The 17,155-nt window shown below is 71.5% G+C and carries 18 protein-coding genes; 9 read left to right on the forward strand and 9 right to left on the reverse strand.

Annotated elements, in window-relative coordinates; translation table 11 throughout:
- Positions 1-205: 205 nt before the first annotated feature.
- The 6 genes from ACFZAT_RS02140 to ACFZAT_RS02165 all read left to right on the forward strand — a co-directional run bounded on the left by ACFZAT_RS02140 (position 206) and on the right by ACFZAT_RS02165 (position 6,333).
- Positions 206-1,795: an ATP-binding cassette domain-containing protein gene (locus ACFZAT_RS02140; protein ID WP_391258741.1), complete on the forward strand. Its 1,590-nt coding sequence runs from the start codon at positions 206-208 to the stop codon at positions 1,793-1,795.
- A complete protein-coding gene (locus tag ACFZAT_RS02145) occupies positions 1,792-2,907 on the forward strand; it encodes an ABC transporter permease (protein ID WP_391258744.1) in 1,116 nt (371 codons plus the stop codon). Before ACFZAT_RS02140 ends, ACFZAT_RS02145 begins: the two co-directional genes overlap by 4 nt.
- Complete coding sequence (locus ACFZAT_RS02150) at positions 2,904-4,193, forward strand: ABC transporter permease (RefSeq protein ID WP_391258747.1); 1,290 nt, start codon at positions 2,904-2,906, stop codon at positions 4,191-4,193. Before ACFZAT_RS02145 ends, ACFZAT_RS02150 begins: the two co-directional genes overlap by 4 nt.
- A complete protein-coding gene (locus tag ACFZAT_RS02155) occupies positions 4,190-4,594 on the forward strand; it encodes a cytidine deaminase (protein ID WP_073964308.1) in 405 nt (134 codons plus the stop codon). The genes ACFZAT_RS02150 and ACFZAT_RS02155 overlap by 4 nt, the downstream gene beginning before the upstream one ends.
- 117 nt (positions 4,595-4,711) lie before the next feature.
- Positions 4,712-5,989 (forward strand): thymidine phosphorylase, encoded by a 1,278-nt coding sequence (locus ACFZAT_RS02160; RefSeq protein ID WP_391258751.1) that lies wholly within the window; start codon positions 4,712-4,714, stop codon positions 5,987-5,989.
- Positions 5,990-6,033: 44 nt separating this feature from the next.
- Complete coding sequence (locus ACFZAT_RS02165; RefSeq protein ID WP_391258754.1) at positions 6,034-6,333, forward strand: STAS domain-containing protein; 300 nt, start codon at positions 6,034-6,036, stop codon at positions 6,331-6,333.
- A 54-nt stretch (positions 6,334-6,387) separates the two neighbouring features.
- Here the strand turns inward: ACFZAT_RS02165 and ACFZAT_RS02170 are convergent, their stop codons facing one another.
- The 3 genes from ACFZAT_RS02170 to ACFZAT_RS02180 all read right to left on the reverse strand — a co-directional run bounded on the left by ACFZAT_RS02170 (position 6,388) and on the right by ACFZAT_RS02180 (position 9,614).
- Positions 6,388-7,398 carry an RNA polymerase subunit sigma-70 gene (locus ACFZAT_RS02170; protein ID WP_391258756.1) on the reverse strand — a complete coding sequence of 337 codons (1,011 nt, stop codon included), beginning with the start codon at positions 7,396-7,398 and terminating at the stop codon, positions 6,388-6,390.
- Positions 7,399-7,495: 97 nt separating this feature from the next.
- Positions 7,496-8,212 (reverse strand): L,D-transpeptidase family protein, encoded by a 717-nt coding sequence (locus ACFZAT_RS02175; protein WP_391258759.1) that lies wholly within the window; start codon positions 8,210-8,212, stop codon positions 7,496-7,498.
- A 103-nt stretch (positions 8,213-8,315) separates the two neighbouring features.
- Entirely contained in the window at positions 8,316-9,614 is a 1,299-nt protein-coding gene (locus ACFZAT_RS02180; RefSeq protein ID WP_391258762.1) for an MFS transporter, read from the reverse strand.
- 63 nt (positions 9,615-9,677) lie between these two features.
- On the opposite strand from ACFZAT_RS02180, the gene ACFZAT_RS02185 reads away from it, so the two are divergent.
- Positions 9,678-10,631, forward strand: coding sequence for a LysR substrate-binding domain-containing protein (locus ACFZAT_RS02185; protein ID WP_391258765.1), 954 nt, complete (start codon positions 9,678-9,680; stop codon positions 10,629-10,631).
- A gap of 35 nt (positions 10,632-10,666) precedes the next feature.
- Here the strand turns inward: ACFZAT_RS02185 and ACFZAT_RS02190 are convergent, their stop codons facing one another.
- Positions 10,667-11,431 (reverse strand): prolyl oligopeptidase family serine peptidase, encoded by a 765-nt coding sequence (locus ACFZAT_RS02190; protein ID WP_391258767.1) that lies wholly within the window; start codon positions 11,429-11,431, stop codon positions 10,667-10,669.
- Between the two features lie 138 nt (positions 11,432-11,569).
- On the opposite strand from ACFZAT_RS02190, the gene ACFZAT_RS02195 reads away from it, so the two are divergent.
- Both ACFZAT_RS02195 and ACFZAT_RS02200 read left to right on the forward strand, forming a co-directional pair.
- Positions 11,570-12,724, forward strand: a complete 1,155-nt coding sequence (locus ACFZAT_RS02195; protein ID WP_391258769.1) for an adenosine deaminase — start codon at positions 11,570-11,572, stop codon at positions 12,722-12,724.
- Positions 12,725-12,858: 134 nt separating this feature from the next.
- Positions 12,859-13,173 carry a hypothetical protein gene (locus tag ACFZAT_RS02200; RefSeq protein WP_391258772.1) on the forward strand — a complete coding sequence of 105 codons (315 nt, stop codon included), beginning with the start codon at positions 12,859-12,861 and terminating at the stop codon, positions 13,171-13,173.
- Positions 13,174-13,246: 73 nt separating this feature from the next.
- Here ACFZAT_RS02200 and ACFZAT_RS02205 read toward each other — a convergent pair whose 3' ends face one another.
- The 5 genes from ACFZAT_RS02205 to afsQ1 form a co-directional block, all read right to left on the reverse strand.
- Positions 13,247-13,450 carry a PspC domain-containing protein gene (locus ACFZAT_RS02205; protein WP_391258775.1) on the reverse strand — a complete coding sequence of 68 codons (204 nt, stop codon included), beginning with the start codon at positions 13,448-13,450 and terminating at the stop codon, positions 13,247-13,249.
- A gap of 90 nt (positions 13,451-13,540) precedes the next feature.
- The gene (locus ACFZAT_RS02210) at positions 13,541-14,092 is read right to left on the reverse strand and encodes a VanZ family protein (protein ID WP_391258778.1); all 552 of its coding nucleotides are present in this window, start codon (positions 14,090-14,092) and stop codon (positions 13,541-13,543) included.
- An 80-nt stretch (positions 14,093-14,172) separates the two neighbouring features.
- On the reverse strand, positions 14,173-14,784 hold the full coding sequence (locus ACFZAT_RS02215; RefSeq protein WP_391258781.1) for a hypothetical protein: 612 nt from the start codon (positions 14,782-14,784) through the stop codon (positions 14,173-14,175).
- On the reverse strand, positions 14,781-16,322 hold the full coding sequence (locus tag ACFZAT_RS02220) for an ATP-binding protein (RefSeq protein ID WP_391258784.1): 1,542 nt from the start codon (positions 16,320-16,322) through the stop codon (positions 14,781-14,783). The genes ACFZAT_RS02215 and ACFZAT_RS02220 overlap by 4 nt, the downstream gene beginning before the upstream one ends.
- A complete protein-coding gene (gene afsQ1 / locus ACFZAT_RS02225) occupies positions 16,319-16,996 on the reverse strand; it encodes a two-component system response regulator AfsQ1 (RefSeq protein ID WP_026171255.1) in 678 nt (225 codons plus the stop codon). Before afsQ1 ends, ACFZAT_RS02220 begins: the two co-directional genes overlap by 4 nt.
- Between the last annotated feature and the right edge of the window lie 159 nt (positions 16,997-17,155).

Here is a 17,155-nt window from a genome sequence, read left to right on the forward strand (position 1 = left end):
GGCCCCGATTCACGTACCCCCGGCGGGGTGGCGGCCACCTGTGATCAGGTGGCCAACGATTCGGCGACGCTACGCGCGTAGCGTCGGGACTGGAACCGGCCGGGCGCGATACGTTTTCCACCCCCCGCTTCCCGTCCTCACCGCCCCCGCCCTCCGCTCCTGCCAAGGAGAGTGCGCCATCAACGCGTCCAGCAGTCCCAACGCCGTGGAGCTCCGCGGTATCACCAAGCGGTTCCCCGGGGTCGTGGCCAACCACGACATCGACATCACCGTGCGCCGCGGCACCGTCCACGCCCTCGTCGGCGAGAACGGCGCAGGCAAGTCCACTCTGATGAAGATCCTTTACGGCATGCAGAAGCCGGACGAGGGCACCATCGCGGTGGACGGCGAACAGGCCGTGTTCTCCAACCCGGGCGACGCCATCGACCGCGGCATCGGCATGGTGCACCAGCACTTCATGCTCGCCGACTACCTCACCGTCCTCGAGAACGTCGTCCTGGGCTCCGAGAAGCTCTACGGCATCGGTGACCGCGCCCGCGCCAAGATCCGCGAGATCTCCGACGCGTACGGCCTCGGCGTCCGCCCGGACGCCATGGTCGAGGACCTCGGCGTCGCCGACCGGCAGCGCGTGGAGATCCTCAAGGTCCTCTACCGGGGCGCCCGCACCCTGATCCTCGACGAGCCGACCGCGGTCCTCGTGCCCCAGGAGGTCGACGCGCTCTTCGACAACCTGCGCGAGCTCAAGGCCGAGGGCCTGACCGTCATCTTCATCTCGCACAAGCTGGGCGAGGTCCTCTCGGTCGCCGACGAGATCACGGTCATCCGGCGCGGCACCACCGTGGGCACCGCCGACCCCCGCAACACCACGACCAAGCAGCTCGCCGAGCTCATGGTCGGCAGCGAGCTCCCCTCCCCGGAGACCCGCGAGTCGACGGTCACCGACACGCCCATGCTCACCGTGGACGGCCTGCGGCTCACCGCGACCGACCCGGACGGTGCCGTGCGCGCCGTGCTCGACGGCATCACCTTCACCATCCACAAGGGCGAGGTCCTGGGCATCGCCGGCGTGGAGGGCAACGGCCAGTCCGAACTGGTCGACGCGATCATGGGCATGCGCACCCCGGACCAGGGCGTCCTCACGCTGGACGGCGCGGACATCTCCCGAACCCCGACCCGCAGGCGCCGCGAGCGCGGCATGGCCGTCATCCCCGAGGACCGCCACCGGCACGGCCTCCTCCTGGAGGCCCCGCTCTGGGAGAACCGCATCCTGGGCCACGTCTCCGAGCGGCCCAACAGCCGGGGCGCCTTCCTCGACATCAAGGCCGCCCGCACCGACACCGAGCGCATCGTCCGCGAGTACGACGTCCGCACCCCCGGGATCGACGTCACCGCGGCCTCCCTGTCCGGCGGCAACCAGCAGAAGCTGATCGTCGGCCGCGAGATGAGCCACGCGCCCAAGCTCCTGATCGCCGCGCACCCCACCCGGGGCGTGGACGTCGGCGCCCAGGCCCAGATCTGGGACCAGATCCGCGAGGCCCGGAGCGAGGGCCTGGCGGTCCTGCTGATCTCCGCCGACCTGGACGAGCTGATCGGGCTCTCCGACACCCTGCGCGTCATGTACCGCGGCCGCCTGGTCGCGGACGCCGACCCGGCGGACATCACCCCCGAGGAGCTGGGCTCGGCGATGACCGGCGCGGCCAGCGGCCACCTGGAAGCGCCGGAGGAGGGCGAGGCGCCCGCCGCGCCCGCCACGGACGACGACACCGACCCCCGCGAAGGGGGAGAGGACCGATGAAGAAGATCGACAAGGAGCGGCTGCTCCTGGGGATCGCGGCCCCCGTACTCGCGATCGTGGTCGCCTTCCTGGTGACGGCGCTCGTGCTCGCCGCCACCGGCAAGGAACCGTTCAACGCCTTCGGCATCATGTTCGACTACGGCCTGAAGTCGGACAGCCAGGTCTACATCCTCAACAAGGCGACGACGTACTACCTCGCGGGTCTCGCGGTGGCCGTCGGCTTCCGGATGAACCTCTTCAACATCGGTGTCGACGGGCAGTACCGCCTCGCCGCCTTCTTCGCCGCCGCGCTCGGCGGCGCGCTGACCCTGCCCGGCGCCCTGCAGATCCCGCTGATCATCCTCACCGCGATGATCGTCGGCGCCATGTGGGCCGGCATCGCCGGTCTGCTCAAGGTCACCCGGGGCGTCAGCGAGGTCGTCTCGACGATCATGCTGAACTCCATCGCCACCGCGGTCATCGGCTATCTGCTCCAGCAGAACCGCCTCGGCCACCTCGACGAGGCCGGCACCAAGATCTCCACCAAGCCGCTCCCGGAGTCCTCGCACTTCTTCGAGTTCCCGACGACGCCGACGCCCGTCTGGGGCTTCATCGTCGTCGCCGTCGCCGCCGGCATCGCGTACTGGTTCACGCTCTCCCGTACGCGCTTCGGCTTCGACCTGCGCACCGTCGGCCAGTCCGGCTCGGCCGCCGAGGCCAGCGGGGTCAACGTCCGCCGCATGGTCATCACCTCGATGCTCATCTCGGGCGCCGTCGCCGGCCTCATCGGCATGCCGACGCTGCTCAACGACAGCTACGAGTTCAGCGGCGACTTCCCGGTCGGCATCGGCTTCACCGGCATCGCCATCGCCCTCCTCGGCCGCAACCACCCCGTCGGCATCGCGCTCGGCGCGCTGCTCTGGGGCTTCCTGGAGCGCGGCACCGGAAAGCTGGAGTTCGAGGGGTACGACAAGGAGATCGTCGGCGTGATCCAGGGCGTCATCGTCCTGTGCGTCGTCATCGCGTACGAAGTCGTCCGCCGCTACGGACTCAAGCGCCAGCAGAGCAAGGTCGGCGCGGAACTCGCCGCACAGGCCGCCCGTAACTCCGACCAGCAGGAGGTGTCGGCGTGACCGTCACGGCGACTTCCACCCCGCCCCCGGCGGCCCCCAAGGTCTCCGGCGGCAAGAGCGGGCGCTCCCGCCTCTCCTTCCCCGTCATCCTGCTGATCGTCGCGGGCGTCCTGCTCGCGCTGTCCGCCGTGCGCGCGATCACCGGCGCCCAGGACGTCACCTCGGCGGGCCAGATCAGCGCCGCGCTCGCCATGGCCGTGCCGATCGGCCTGGCCGGTCTCGGCGGCCTCTGGTCCGAACGCGCCGGCGTGGTCAACATCGGCCTCGAAGGCATGATGATCCTCGGCACCTTCTTCGGTGCCTGGGCCGGCTGGCAGACCAGCCCCTGGCTGGGCGTCCTGGCCGGTGTCGTCGGCGGCATGCTCGGCGGCCTGCTGCACGCGGTCGCGACCGTCACCTTCGGCGTCGACCACATCATCTCCGGCATCGCGATCAACATCCTGGCGCTCGGCTTCACCACCTACTTCGCCAAGCTGTGGTTCAACACCGGCGAGGCCGCGGCCAAGGGCGGCTCCCCGAAGCAGTCCCCGCCGGCCGACGAGATCACCTCGGTGACGATCCCCGGCCTCTCCGACGGACTGCACTCCATCGAGAAGCACCACTGGTTCTTCGTCTCCGACCTGGCCGGCATCCTCGGCGGTCTCGTCACCAACCTGTCGCTGCTGACGATCCTGGCCATCGTGCTCTTCATCGGGACCTTCTTCGTCCTGTGGAAGACCGCGTTCGGCCTGCGGCTGCGCTCCTGCGGCGAGAACCCGGTCGCCGCCGAATCGCTGGGCGTCAACGTCTACACGTACAAGTACGTCGCGGTGATCGTCTCCGGCGGTCTCGCCGGGCTCGGCGGCGCCTTCCTCTCCCTGGTCACCTCGCACATCTACAACGAGGGCCAGACCGGCGGACGCGGTTACATCGGTCTCGCCGCGATGATCTTCGGCAACTGGCGCCCCGGCGGACTCGCCATGGGCGCGGGCCTGTTCGGCTTCGCCGACGCGCTCCAGCTGCGCAACGGCGGCGAGTCCGTCCACGCGCTGCTCCTGCTGCTGTTCGTGGTGCTCGTCGGCCTCGCCGGGTGGAAGCTCTACCGCAAGAGCTACGTGCAGGGCGTCGTCAGCGCGGTCATCGCGGCCGCGGTCCTCGTCTGGTACCTCGGTACGGACAGCGTGCCCACGGAGTTCGTCAGCGCGACCCCGTACATCGTCACGCTGCTCGTCCTCTCGCTCTCCGCGCAGCGGCTGCGGATGCCGAAGGCGGACGGCATGCGCTACCGCAAGGGCCAGGGCAAGTGACGCCCCCGCCCTTCACCGAGGCCGACTGGGAAGCCCTGCGGGCCGCCGCCCGGGACGCCATGTCCCGGGCGTACGCCCCCTACTCCGGCTACCCGGTCGGCGTCGCCGCCCGGGTGGACGACGGCCGTACGATCACCGGCTGCAACGTCGAGAACGCCTCGTACGGGATCGGGCTCTGCGCCGAGTGCGGGCTGGTCTCCCAGCTGCACGCCACGGGCGGCGGCCGGCTGACCCACTTCACCTGTGTGGACGGGGCGGGCGAGAGCCTGGTCCCGTGCGGCCGGTGCCGGCAGCTGCTGTACGAGTTCGGCGGACCGGAGCTGATCCTGGAGACCCCGGACGGCTTCCGCACCCTGGACGAGATGCTGCCCCAGGCGTTCGGCCCGTCGCACCTCGGCTGACGCCTCCCGCCGGGCGGGCCCGTAGTGGGTCCGCCCGGCGCCTCTTTTTCTCTCTATGCGCGTAGAGTCAACAGGGCTCACGCGCACCGTACGTACCGGCCGGAAGGACGCCAGACCATGGACGCCATCTCCGTCATCCGCACCAAGCGGGACCGAGGCGAGCTGACCCCCGAGCAGATCGACTGGGTCATCGACGCGTACACCCGCGGCGAGGTCGCCGACGAGCAGATGTCCGCGCTGGCCATGGCGATCCTGCTGAACGGCATGAACCGTACGGAGATCGCCCGCTGGACCGCCGCGATGATCGCCTCCGGCGAGCGGATGAACTTCGACGGCCTCTCCCGCCCCACCACGGACAAGCACTCCACCGGCGGCGTCGGCGACAAGATCACCCTGCCGCTCGCCCCGCTCGTCGCCGCCTGCGGCGCGGCCGTCCCCCAGCTCAGCGGCCGGGGCCTCGGCCACACCGGCGGCACCCTGGACAAGCTGGAGTCCATCCCCGGCTGGCGAGCCCACCTCTCCAATGCCGAGATGCTGGACGTCCTGGACACCACCGGCGCGGTCATCTGCGCGGCGGGCGACGGCCTGGCCCCCGCCGACAAGAAGCTGTACGCGCTGCGCGACGTCACCGGCACCGTCGAGGCGATCCCGCTCATCGCCAGCTCGATCATGTCCAAGAAGATCGCCGAGGGCACGGGCGCCCTGGTCCTCGACGTCAAGGTCGGCTCCGGCGCGTTCATGAAGACCCTGGACGACGCCCGCGAGCTGGCCTCCACGATGGTCGCCCTCGGCACCGACAGCGGCGTCCGCACCGTCGCCCTGCTCACCGACATGTCCACCCCGCTCGGCCTCACCGCGGGCAACGCCCTGGAGGTCCGCGAGTCCGTCGAGGTCCTGGCAGGCGGCGGCCCGAGGGACGTCATCGACCTCACCCTCGCCCTCGCCCGCGAGATGCTGGACGCGGCCGGCCTCAAGGACGCCGACCCGGAGAAGGCCCTCGCGGACGGCTCCGCGATGGACGTCTGGCGGCGCATGATCTCCGCCCAGGGCGGCGACCCGGACGCGGCCCTCTCGGTCGCCCGCGAGCAGCACGTCATCAAGGCGTCCTCCTCCGGCGTCCTGACCCGCCTGGACGCCTACGACATCGGCGTCGCCGCCTGGCGCCTCGGTGCGGGCCGCGCCCGCAAGGAGGACCCGGTCCAGGCCGGCGCGGGCATCGAGCTGCACGCCAAGCCCGGCGACGAGATCACCGCCGGCCAGCCGCTGCTGACGCTGCACACGGACACCCCGGAGAAGTTCGACTACGCCCTGAAGGCGCTCCCGGACGCGTACGACATCGAGCCCGCGGGCACGCCGTTCACGGCGACTCCGGTGGTGCGGGAGCGCATCGCCTGACCGCCGTGCGATGAATTCCCGGCGCGCCGCCGGTCTGCCTGGATATGAACCCCGAGCAGCCGGCGGCCGTCGTCGTCCTCCCGGACCCCCTCACCCGGGCCGATGTCCCCCGCCTCTGCACGGAGCTGGCGGCGGCCCTGACGGCGTCCCCGGCCACGGAGGCGGTCTGCGACGCGAGCGCGGTCGCCCACCCGGACCTGACGACGATCGAGGCCCTGGCCCGCCTGTCCCTCACGGCCCGACGGGCCGACGGCCGCCGCCTGCGCCTGCACGGAGCGCCACCGGGACTACGGGCGTTGCTGGAGCTGGTGGGGCTGGGGGAGCTGGCGGAGAGGCCGCCCTGAGGCGCCCCGGCCCCGGTGCGTCGGCGCCCCGACGACGGGTGGTCGCACGCCGCCTCACCCCGCATCCGCCTCCAGGCGGTCCGGCAGGCCGAACAGCGGGAACCAGCGGTCCGTGTCCAGGAAGCAGTGCAGGCCCGTGATCTCGCCGTCCGAGATGTCGATGACCTGGACCGCCCAGGGAAGGAAGCCCGGGCCCTCCGGGTCCGGCTTGTACTGCGCGAAGGCCGGGGTGCCGTTGGCGGAGGTCGCGAGCAGGCGGGAGCCGGCGCAGGCCGCGCCCAGGGAGGTCATGAAGCCGGTGATGTCGTCGTGGCCCCGGAGCCACAGGTCGAAGGGCGGCATCGTCATCACCGCGTCCTCGTGGAGGAGGGCGGTCAGCGCCTTCATGTCGTAGCCCTCGAACGCCGCCACGTACCGTTCGAGCAGGGCCTTCTGCGCCGCGTCCAGGGGGTCCGCCGCGTCGGCCGTCACGGGCTCGCGGTCGGTCAGGGTCGCCCGGGCCCGCTGAAGGGCGCTGTTGACCGAGGCGACCGAGGTGCCGAGCAGTTCCGCGACCTCCGCCGCCTTCCACGCCAGCACCTCGCGCAGGATGAGCACCGCGCGCTGCTTCGGCGGCAGGTGCTGGAGCGCCGCGACGAACGCGAGGCGCACCGACTCGCGCGCCACCGCCGCCTCCGCCGGGTCGTCGGTCGTCGGGATGATCCGGCCGTCCGGCATCGGCTCCAGCCACGCGTTCTCCGGCAGCGGGTTGAGCGCGGCCTGCGCGAGCGGGGTCGGCCCGGTCAGATCGACCGGCCGGGCCCGCTTCCTGCCCGCGTTCAGCATGTCGAGGCAGACGTTGGTCGCGATGCGGTACAGCCAGGACCGCAGTGAGGACCGGCCCTCGAACTTGTCGAAGCTGCGCCACGCCCGTACCAGCGTGTCCTGGACCGCGTCCTCCGCCTCGAACGCCGAGCCGAGCATCCGGTAGCAGTAACCGGTCAGCTCGACCCGGTGCCCCTCCAGCCGGCTGTCGATGTCGCCCGGCGCACCGGGACCCGCTGCCGCCGCTGTCATGTCAGTCATCGCCGATCCACCCTGTCGTGCCGTGACACCGCTCACTTCGTCCAGTACTTCGGAAGCTACAGCGGGGCACTGACAACGGGCGGGCGAGCGGCAGCCGTCAGGTCCCCGGCTTGCGGCCGTACACGTAGACGTCGTCACCGTTCTTCAACAGATTCCAGTATGACTTCGCGTCCGAGGTGCGCATGTTGACGCAGCCGTGCGACCCCGGCGGGTTCCACATCTTCACGCCGACCGCGTGGAACGCCTGGCCGCCGTCGAAGAACTGCGAATACGGCATGGACACGTGGTAGAGGGACGACACGTGGTTCTTGTGACGCCAGTAGATCTTCTTGGCGCCCGTCCGCGTCTCGTACGTGTCCCGGCCCGTCCGCACCGGCACCGGCCCGAACTTCAGCTTCTTGCCGTCCTGGATCCAGCTGATCTGCCGCGTCAGGTCGACGCAGGCGATGCGCCCCTTGTTGGTCGGGCACTTCCCGGCCTTGTTCGGGTTCTTGCCGGCCGCCTTCTGCGCGGTGAGCGTCTGCATCGTCCGCCAGGTGACCGGTCCCGCGTAACCGATGGCCGGAGTGACCCCGTAGGTGCTCTGGAACGACCGGATCTTCGTGCAGTCCGCCGACGACTGCTTGCCGTCCACCTTCAGATGCAGGTACTTCTCGACCTGCTTCTGGTACGGGCCCGTGGACGTCGTGCAGGACGCCGCCTGCGCGGTGCCGCCCGTACCGAGGACGAAGGCCGGTATCGCGGTCAGACCCGCGACGGACAGGACGAGTCCCCGCCGCGCCCGTACGCCCGTAATGCCCCGAATGTTACGCATGCTCTTCCTGACTCCCATGTACGCCAACTCCCCTTCGCGCGCACTGCGGTGATTCCGCCTGCTAGACGCGCGAAGGGGAGCGACAGGTTGTGCGCCGAATGTCTCAGTTCTGTACGGGCGCCACGGCGGCGGGCCGCAGCCGTTCGGCGCGGGCGGCCCGCGTCCCGTACAGCGTGATGGACACGACTCCGAGGACCGCGAGCAGTCCCAGCGCGACCGTGCCCGCCCAGCCGCCGGTGTGGAAGGCCACCGCGCCGAGCGTGCCGCCCGCGCTGGAGCCGAGGTAGTACGCCGACTGGTACAGCGCCGACGCCTGGGCGCGGCCCGTCGTCGCCGTACGGCTCACCGAGGAGGAGGCGACCGCGTGCCCGGCGAAGAAGCCGGCCGTGATCAGCACCAGGCCGAGGAGCACGGCGGCCAGTTGGTCGCCCAGCGAGAGCAGCAGCCCGGCGGCCGTGGTCGAGACCGCGAGGTACAGCGCGCCCCGCCGGCCCAGCCGGGCGACGAGCCGTCCGGCGGCGGCCGACGAGACCGTACCGACCAGGTACACCAGGAAGATCGAGCCCACGATGCCCTGCGGCAGGTTGAACGGGGCCTCCACGAGCCGGTATCCGATGACCGTGTACACGGCGCCGAACACCGTCATGAACAGCGCGCCGATCGCGTACAGCCGCCGCAGCAGCGGGTTGGCGAGGTGCGAACCGACGGTCTTCGCGAGCGCCTTCGGGTTCAGCGTCCCGGGGGTGAAGTTCCGGGCGCGCGGGATCATGAAGTGGAAGACGACCGCGCAGGCCACGGCCAGCAGCCCGACCGCGCCGAGCGCCGCCCGCCAGCCCCACAGCTGCGCGATCCAGCCGGTGAGGATGCGGCCGCTCATCCCGCCGATGCTGTTGCCGGCCACGAACAGCCCGATCGCGGCGACGAGCGCCTTGGGCCGCACCTCCTCTGCCAGGTACGCCATCGCGGAGGCGGGCAGTCCGGCCAGTGCGGCGCCCTGGACCGCCCGCAGTGCGATCAGCCAGCCCAGGGAGGGCGCGAACGGCACGAACAGGCCTACCGTCACCGCGATCACCAGCGAGGCGGTCATCATCTGGCGCCGTCCGAACCGCTCGGACAGCGCGCTCATCGGCAGCACGCACAGCGCCAGCGCCCCGGTCGCGGCGGACACCGTCCAGCTCGCCTGCCCGGCCGTCGCGCCGAAGGACGCGGAGACGGCGGGCAGCAGCGCCTGCGTGGAGTAGAGGAGCGCGAACGTCGCGACACCGGCGGCGAAGAGGGCGAAGCTCATCCGGCGGTAGCCGGGGCGCCCGGGTGCGAGCCGGTCGGTGGTGTCGGTGACGGGGGACGACGGGGTCGAGGCGGCCACGGTGAGGGTGGACGCCCCGGTACTGGCGGGAGGCATGCGGAAAACGTATGCCGCTTCCGATTCATGCGTCCAATGCACAAACAGCTGATAATCAATCCCATGGTGCATCAACACAGCTCACAGCCCCGGCTGTCACCGAGCAGTTACGAAGAAGACATCCGCGCGGTCCTCGCACCGCGCCTCGCGTACTTCGAGGCGGTCGCCCGCCACGAGCACGTGACGCGCGCCGCGCAGGAGCTGGGCGTCCCGCAGTCCACGCTCTCGCGCGCGATGGTGCGGCTGGAGGACGACCTCGGCGTCGCCCTGTTCGCGCGCAAGGGCCGCACGGTGTCCCTGACCCCGGCCGGCCGCACCTTCCTCGGCTCGGCCGAGCGCGCCCTCGCCGAGGTGGAGAAGGCCGCCGACTCGGTACGCGCCGACGCCGACGCCACCGCGGGCAAGGTGGCCTTCGGCTTCCTCCACACGATGGGCTCCGAGACCGTCCCCGCCCTCATCCGCGCCTTCCGGGCCGACCACCCCCGGGTCCGCTTCCAGCTCGTCCAGAATTACGGCGAGGCCATGATCGAACGCCTGCGCGCCGGCGGCCTCGACCTCTGCCTCACCTCACCGGTCCCGGACGCCCCCGACCTGGTCACCCGCCGCCTCGACGAACAACGCCTCCGGCTGGTCGTCCCCGAGGACCACCCCCTCGCCACCCGACGCCGCATCCGCCTCGCCGAAGCCGCCGACGAAACGTTCGTCACGCTGGAACCCGGCTACGGCCTCCGCCGCATCACGGACGACCTCTGCGCGGCGGCGGGCTTCGTCCCCCGGGTCGCCTTCGAGGGCGAGGAGGCCGAGACGCTGCGGGGCCTGGTGGCGGCGGGCCTGGGCGTGGCCCTGCTGCCCCCGCCGGCGGTGGCCCGCCCGGGCGTGGTGGAACTGACGGTGACGGCGCCGAGGGCGGTGCGCGAGATCGGGGTGGCCTGGCTGGACGGGCACCCGGACACGGCTCCGGTGGCGGCGTTCAAGAAGTTCCTGCTGGGGAGGCGGGGGAGTCTGCTGCCGGGGTGAGGGGGCGCCGGGTGCGTGCGGCCGTCACGGCCCCCTCACCCCACCCCCAACGACTCCCCGAACCCCACCGCCAGCGGCATCCGCAGTCCCAGCGGCGGCGGCGCCGCCAGGGCGTCCGTCACCGGGCGGGCGTACGCGTGGCCGAACAGCGTGCCGCGTACGAAGTCGGCGGCCAGGGCCGCGACTTCCGCGCGGTGCTGGCGTAGCCCGTGCCCGTCCGAGTGGACCTCGAAGCGGCAGGTGTCGCGGTTGGCCTTCTTGGCGCGCTCGGCCAGGCGGAAGGAGAGGTCCGGGGCGCAGCGCGTGTCGTTGGTGCCGTGGACCAGCAGGACCGGGCGGCCGACCAGGTGTTTGACCGGTTCGGGGGCGGCGGCCGGGTCGCCGGGGAGCCAGGGGGCCATGGCCAGGACCGCGCCGACCGCCGGGTGACCGCCCGCGCGGAGGGCCGCCCGGGCGCCCATGCCGTGGCCGGCCAGGCAGAGGGGGATGTCGCCGTAGCGGCGTACGGCCTCGTCCACCGCCCATTCCGCGTCCGCCGCGAGGTGCGCGGCGTCCTCGTTCCAGCCGCGGCAGCGATAGCGCACCACATGGGCGGTGAGGCCGTCGGTGCGGCCCGCGTGGGCCAGGGCGCGGGCCAGCGGGAGCAGGCGGGCGTGGGAGAGGGCGGAGGGGCGGCGGTGCGAGTGCGGTTCGCCGTCCGGGAGCAGCAGGACCACGCCGCCGACCGTTGTTGCTCCGGCCGCCGCTCCGACGGCCCGTCCCAGCCGTGCCGCGGGCTGGGGGAGTGCGCGCTGTGCCATGGCGTAACAGTGTCAGACGGGCGCGGGTCCGCCACCCCTGTTCGCGGGGTCTGTTACGCAGCGGGGCGCGGGGAGGCTCGACCGTACCGTTATGCAACGACTAGCCCGCTCTACGCGCGTAGGCGCTACAGTGCCTGGATGATGAGCCCGACCCTCAACGTGCCCGGCCCGGACCAGATCCGGCGTGCCCCCAAGGTCCTTCTGCACGACCACCTCGACGGCGGTCTGCGTCCCGGAACGATCGTCGACCTCGCGGCGGCGACCGGTTACGACGCGCTTCCCGAGAACGAGCCCGACAAACTCGGCATCTGGTTCCGGGAGGCCGCGGACTCCGGTTCGCTGGAGCGGTATCTGGAGACGTTCGCCCACACCTGCGCGGTCATGCAGACCCGTGACGCGCTGGTCCGGGTCGCCGCCGAGTGCGCCGAGGATCTGGCCGCCGACGGGGTCGTCTACGCCGAGGTGCGGTACGCCCCCGAGCAGCACCTGGAGGCCGGGCTGACCCTCGAAGAGGTGGTCGAGGCCGTCAACGAGGGCTTCCGCGAGGGCGAGCGGCGGGCCCGGCGGGACGGCAACCGCATCCGCGTCGGCGCCCTGCTCACCGCCATGCGGCACGCCGCGCGCTCCCTGGAGATCGCGGAGCTGGCCAACCGCTACCGGGACCAGGGCGTCGTCGGCTTCGACATCGCGGGCGCCGAGGCCGGGTTCCCTCCCACCCGGCACCTGGACGCCTTCGAGTACCTCAAGCGCGAGAACAACCACTTCACGATCCACGCGGGCGAGGCATTCGGGCTGCCGTCGATCTGGCAGGCCATCCAGTGGTGCGGCGCCGACCGGCTCGGACACGGGGTCCGCATCATCGATGACATCGAGATCGCAGACGACGGCTCCGTGAAGCTGGGCCGGCTCGCCTCCTACGTACGGGACAAGCGCATCCCGCTGGAGATGTGCCCGACGTCCAACCTCCAGACCGGGGCCGCGTCCTCGTACGCCGAGCACCCCATCGGGCTGCTCCGCAAGCTGCACTTCCGGGCCACCGTCAATACCGACAACCGGCTGATGAGCGGCACGAGCATGAGCCAGGAATTCGAGAAGCTGACCGAGGCTTTCGGATACACGCTCGATGACATGCAGTGGTTCACCGTCAATGGAATGAAGTCCGCATTCATTCCTTTCGATGAACGTCTGGCGATGATCAATGACGTCATCAAGCCCGGGTATGCCGAGCTGAAGTCCGAATGGCTTTTCGAGCAGACCGCTGCGACCAGCGTGTCTTCCTCGCCGGCCGGCTGACGGAGGCGTACGGGGAACGGCCGGGGAGCACATTTCCCGGCCGTTTTCCGTGGTGTCGCATGTTTGCGGAGCGGAGTGGCGGCTGACTACGTTGCATAGCCGCTCACATCCCCTTCCCCAAGGATGAATGTCATATGAAGCAGTCTGCTGCCAGGACTCTCGGTGTCGCCGCTCTCGGTGCCGCTTTCGCCGCTGCCGCCGCCGGCACCGCGTCCGCCTCCGCGCTGCCGCTGGAGACCGCGACCAGCGTCCTGCCCGTCGCCGGTGCCGTCGCCGACGCCACCTCGACGCTGCCGGTCCAGGACACCGCCGACCAGCTCCTCGGCACCAGCCAGACCAAGGTCCTCGACGACGCCACCACCCCCGTCAAGGGCCTCCTCGGCGGCATGCCGGCCGGCGGTCTGACCACCAGCGGCCTGTCCGCCAACGGTCTGCCGCTCGGCGGCTGAGCCCGAGCCGGAACACGCCTGTGGGCGGACACCCCGACCGGGTGCCCGCCCACAGGCATGCGTACGGGAACGGCTACCAGGCGGCCGACGTCGACGGCCGCTCCTGCGGCAGCAGCAGCCACAGCGCCAGATAGAGCAGGAACTGCGGGCCCGGCAGCAGGCACGAGACCAGGAAGATGATGCGCATGGTCCTCGCCGACGTGCCGAAACGCCGCGCCAGCGCTGCGCACACTCCGCCGATCATGCGTCCGTCACGGGGGCGGGCAAGTGCGGCCATGGTGGGCTCCTTCGCGAACCGTTGCGGGGAGCAGTCCGGTGTGCTCCCGATACGTCCATCGTGCCGCGACGAACCGGACGAAGCGTCGCTCTACGGGGCCATCCCGACCCCGGAAATCGTCGGGGTCGAACCCTGAGGGGCCTCGTGCCCCCTGCGCGCCACCACATGCGTTCGGGGCGCTCCGCCGCGCCGCCGCAACCGCGCCCGGCACGCGGGCACCACCAGGACGTGCGCGAGGGCGACCCCCGCCGTGTTCAGGAACAGCGAGTCCACGTCCACCACCTGGCCGGGCACTCCGGTCTGCCCCAGCTCGATGGCCAGCGAGATCAGCGAACCGGCCGCGACCGTACGGGCCAGCGAGAGCCACGGCGACACGTACAGCCGGCCCCCGGCCATCGGGAGCAGCACGCCCAGCGGCGCCAGGAGCAGCAGGCCGCCGCCGATCCGGCGGAACGCGGCGGCGGGGCCCAGAGACAGATCGGCCCTGATGCCGGCGAACGGCGAGAGGTTGGCGGCGTCCATCCACGGCACGTCCAGCGGACGCAGGGTGAGCCACCCGACGAGCAGCAGATGCGCGAGGAGCAGCGACACCCCGAACGCGCGGAAGCGGATGACGGCCTGGCCGTCCGTACCTTGACGCACGAAGCCCTAGACGCGGACAGCCGCCGGATCGGTTCCGCCGGACCTGGGGAGACCTGCCTCACGGCGGGTCCCAGGGGCCCCTACGGCACTCCCACCGTGCTCGGCACCGCCTTCGGGCTCGCCTTCGTCTCCGCCGTGCACAGGTAGCCGCGGGCCGGATAGTCGCCGGGGCCGCCCAGCGTCACCGTCTCGCCGGGCGTCAGGGCCTCGCTGTCCGCGAAGGTGCAGACGACCTGGGCCAGGGCCTCGGCCGGCAGGTCCTCCGGCTGCTCGTTGAGCCGCAGCGCGCTCTTCGCGTCCCCCGGGCGAGGGCCGGAGACGCGGAGCGTCGCGGGCACATCGGTGGAGAAACCCGCCTGCCGTTCGTCCTCGGCCGGCTGCTTGCGCAACTCGTCCAGCAGCTCCGTGGCGACCGCCGGCCGGTCCGACCGGGCCTCCTGGACCTGCACCGCCCGGTCCACCGTCACCAGCTGCGAGGCGCAGACCAGGTACACCTGTACGGGGATCCCCTGCCGGGCCCGGGACGCCGCGTCCTCGGCGGGCATCGCGCACGGCACCCGGGACGGGGCGGCACCGGCGTCCACCGGCACCGAGGTCGTACGGATGCCGCAGCCCGCCGCCAGTACGGCACAGAGTGCGGCACCTGCCAGGGCGGCGGCGGTTCGGTGTCCCCGGCGTTCGCTGCGCCTCACGTCGCGTCGTCCTCCTGGTGGTCCGGTATCGGTGCGTCGTGGTCCCCGGCGGCGTCGCCCGGCGCCCCGGGGTCGCGCGGCAGGCGCAGCACGAAGACCGCGCCGTCGCCGTCGGGGGAGTTGCGGGCGGTGATGTCGCCGTTGTGGATGTGCGCGTTCTCCATGGCGATGGAGAGCCCGAGCCCGCTGCCGTCCGAACGCGGCCTGGACGCGCTCGCCTTGTAGAACCGGTCGAAGACATGCGGCAGGACGTCCTCGGGGATGCCGGGGCCGTGGTCCCGGACCTCGATGACCAGCTCGTCGCCCTCGATGCGCACCGAGACCCGTACCGGCGAACCGCCGTGCTTGAGCGCGTTGCCGATCAGGTTGGCGAGGATCACGTCGAGCCGGCGCGGGTCGAGGCGGACCATCATGCCGCGCTCGGCGTCCAGTTCGACCGCGTCCAGCCAGGCGCGGGCGTCGATGCAGGCGGTCACCTGGTCGGCGACGTCCACATCGTCCAGGACGAGGCGGGCGGTGCCCGCGTCGAAGCGGGTCACCTCCATCAGGTTCTCCACGAGGTCGTTCAGCCGGCGGGTCTCGCTGACCACCAGGTTCACCGCGGGCGCGATCATCGGGTCGAGGCTGTCGGCCTCGTCCTCCAGCACCTCGGTGACCGCGGTGAGCGCCGTCAGCGGCGTACGCAGCTCGTGCGACATGTCGGCGACGAAGCGGCGGCTGGCCTCCTCGCGGGCGCTCATGTCCGCGACCTTCTTCTCCAGTGAACTGGCGGTCCGGTTGAACGTCCGTGACAGATCGGCCAGTTCATCGGTGCCGGACACCACGAGCCGGGTGTCGAGCTTGCCCTCACCGAGCTTGCGGGCCGCGTCCCCGAGCCGCTGCACCGGCCGCAGCACGGTCGTCGCCGCCGCCTGCGCGAGCAGCGCCGAGCCGACCAGCGCGAGCGCCGTGGCGATCCCGAGCGACCAGGCGAGCGAACTGAGGTCCTGGCGCTCCTGGTCGAGCGACTTCAGCATGTAGCCGGTCGGACCGCCGCCGATGATCTTCGTACCGGCGACCAGATACGGCGTGCCGCGTATCGAGGTGCGCTGCCAGAACAGGTGGTACTCGTACTTGTTGCCCGCCTTGACCGGCTGCTTCCGGTCCACCTGCTCCTGCAACGACAGCGGTACGTTGTCGCGGGTGAAGGTGTCCAGGTCGCTGTTGCCGACGATGGGCTTGCCCGGGTCGCGCTCGTCGATCAGGAGCACGCTGTAGCCGGGGCTGCTGCTCGCCATCTGCACGGCGGCCGACTGCAGGTCCTCCTTGGAGGGGCGCAGCGGCAGCGAGGCGGCCCGGGTCTGCATCTCCTGGCGGAAGTCCCCGAGCGCCGCGTCCTGGGTACGCGTCAGCACGGCCTCGCGGTTGAGCCAGTACGCGATGCCGGAGGCCGAGACCGCCGCGGTCAGCGCGACGAGCCCGAAGACGATGACGAGCCGCAGTCGCAGGCTGGTCCAGCGGAGCCCGGCACGCAGGCCCCGCCGCACAGCCGTGCTCACTGCGGCGAGTCCAGCCGGTAACCCACGCCCCGGACCGTACGGATCAGGGTCGGCGAGGACGGAACGTCCTCCACCTTGGCGCGCAGCCGCTGGACACAGGCGTCGACCAGCCGGGAGTCACCCAGGTAGTCGTGCTCCCAGACCAGGCGCAGGAGCTGCTGCCGGGACAGGGCCTGGCCGGGCCGGCGGCTCAGTTCGAGCAGGAGGCGCAGCTCGGTCGGCGTGAGCTGCAGGTCCTCGCCGTTCTTGGTGACGGTCATGGCGGAACGGTCGATCACCACGTTCCCGAAGGTCGCGGAGTCGGTCGACTCGCGCTCGCCCCGGCGCAGCACCGCGCGGATACGGGCGTCGAGCACCCGGCCCTGCACGGGCTTGACCACGTAGTCGTCGGCGCCGGACTCCAGGCCCACCACGACGTCGATGTCGTCGCTGCGGGCGGTCAGCAGGATGATCGGCAGCTGGTCGGTGCGGCGGATGCGCCGGCACACCTCGAAACCGTCGATCCCGGGCAGCATCACATCCAGCACGACCAGGTCGGGGCGCTGCTCGCGCAGCAGGTTGAGGCCGTCCTCTCCCGTCGCCGCGGTGGCCACACGGTGGCCCTGGCGTGACAGCGAGAGTTCGAGGGCCGTGCGGATGGCGTCGTCGTCCTCGATCAGCAACAGGAAAGGCACTTGGTCATTCTGACCCATGGGGCGCCCCAGTTCGACAGTTGGTCCCCCCTGATGCGTGCCCCATACGTCCCCCATGCATCAGGAAGCACGGATTCGTGACGCCGCCGGGCCCTGTGACAGCCCTGTGACAGTCGGCGGACAACGCCATGAAACTGCCCC

This window comes from Streptomyces sp. NPDC008163 (assembly GCF_042956885.1).
GTDB lineage: Bacteria > Actinomycetota > Actinomycetes > Streptomycetales > Streptomycetaceae > Streptomyces > Streptomyces drozdowiczii_A.

What these genes read in the sequence shown, in the direction of transcription:
- ACFZAT_RS02145 (WP_391258744.1), top strand. Translation starts at nt 1,792, where the DNA reads ATGAAGAAGATCGACAAGGAGCGGCTGCTCCTGGGGATCGCGGCCCCC.
- ACFZAT_RS02160 (WP_391258751.1), top strand. Translation starts at nt 4,712, where the DNA reads ATGGACGCCATCTCCGTCATCCGCACCAAGCGGGACCGAGGCGAGCTG.
- ACFZAT_RS02165 (WP_391258754.1), top strand. Translation starts at nt 6,034, where the DNA reads ATGAACCCCGAGCAGCCGGCGGCCGTCGTCGTCCTCCCGGACCCCCTC.
- ACFZAT_RS02170 (WP_391258756.1), bottom strand. Translation starts at nt 7,398, where the DNA reads ATGACTGACATGACAGCGGCGGCAGCGGGTCCCGGTGCGCCGGGCGAC.
- ACFZAT_RS02175 (WP_391258759.1), bottom strand. Translation starts at nt 8,212, where the DNA reads ATGCGTAACATTCGGGGCATTACGGGCGTACGGGCGCGGCGGGGACTC.
- ACFZAT_RS02180 (WP_391258762.1), bottom strand. Translation starts at nt 9,614, where the DNA reads ATGCCTCCCGCCAGTACCGGGGCGTCCACCCTCACCGTGGCCGCCTCG.
- ACFZAT_RS02185 (WP_391258765.1), top strand. Translation starts at nt 9,678, where the DNA reads ATGGTGCATCAACACAGCTCACAGCCCCGGCTGTCACCGAGCAGTTAC.
- ACFZAT_RS02190 (WP_391258767.1), bottom strand. Translation starts at nt 11,431, where the DNA reads ATGGCACAGCGCGCACTCCCCCAGCCCGCGGCACGGCTGGGACGGGCC.
- ACFZAT_RS02195 (WP_391258769.1), top strand. Translation starts at nt 11,570, where the DNA reads ATGATGAGCCCGACCCTCAACGTGCCCGGCCCGGACCAGATCCGGCGT.
- ACFZAT_RS02200 (WP_391258772.1), top strand. Translation starts at nt 12,859, where the DNA reads ATGAAGCAGTCTGCTGCCAGGACTCTCGGTGTCGCCGCTCTCGGTGCC.
- ACFZAT_RS02205 (WP_391258775.1), bottom strand. Translation starts at nt 13,450, where the DNA reads ATGGCCGCACTTGCCCGCCCCCGTGACGGACGCATGATCGGCGGAGTG.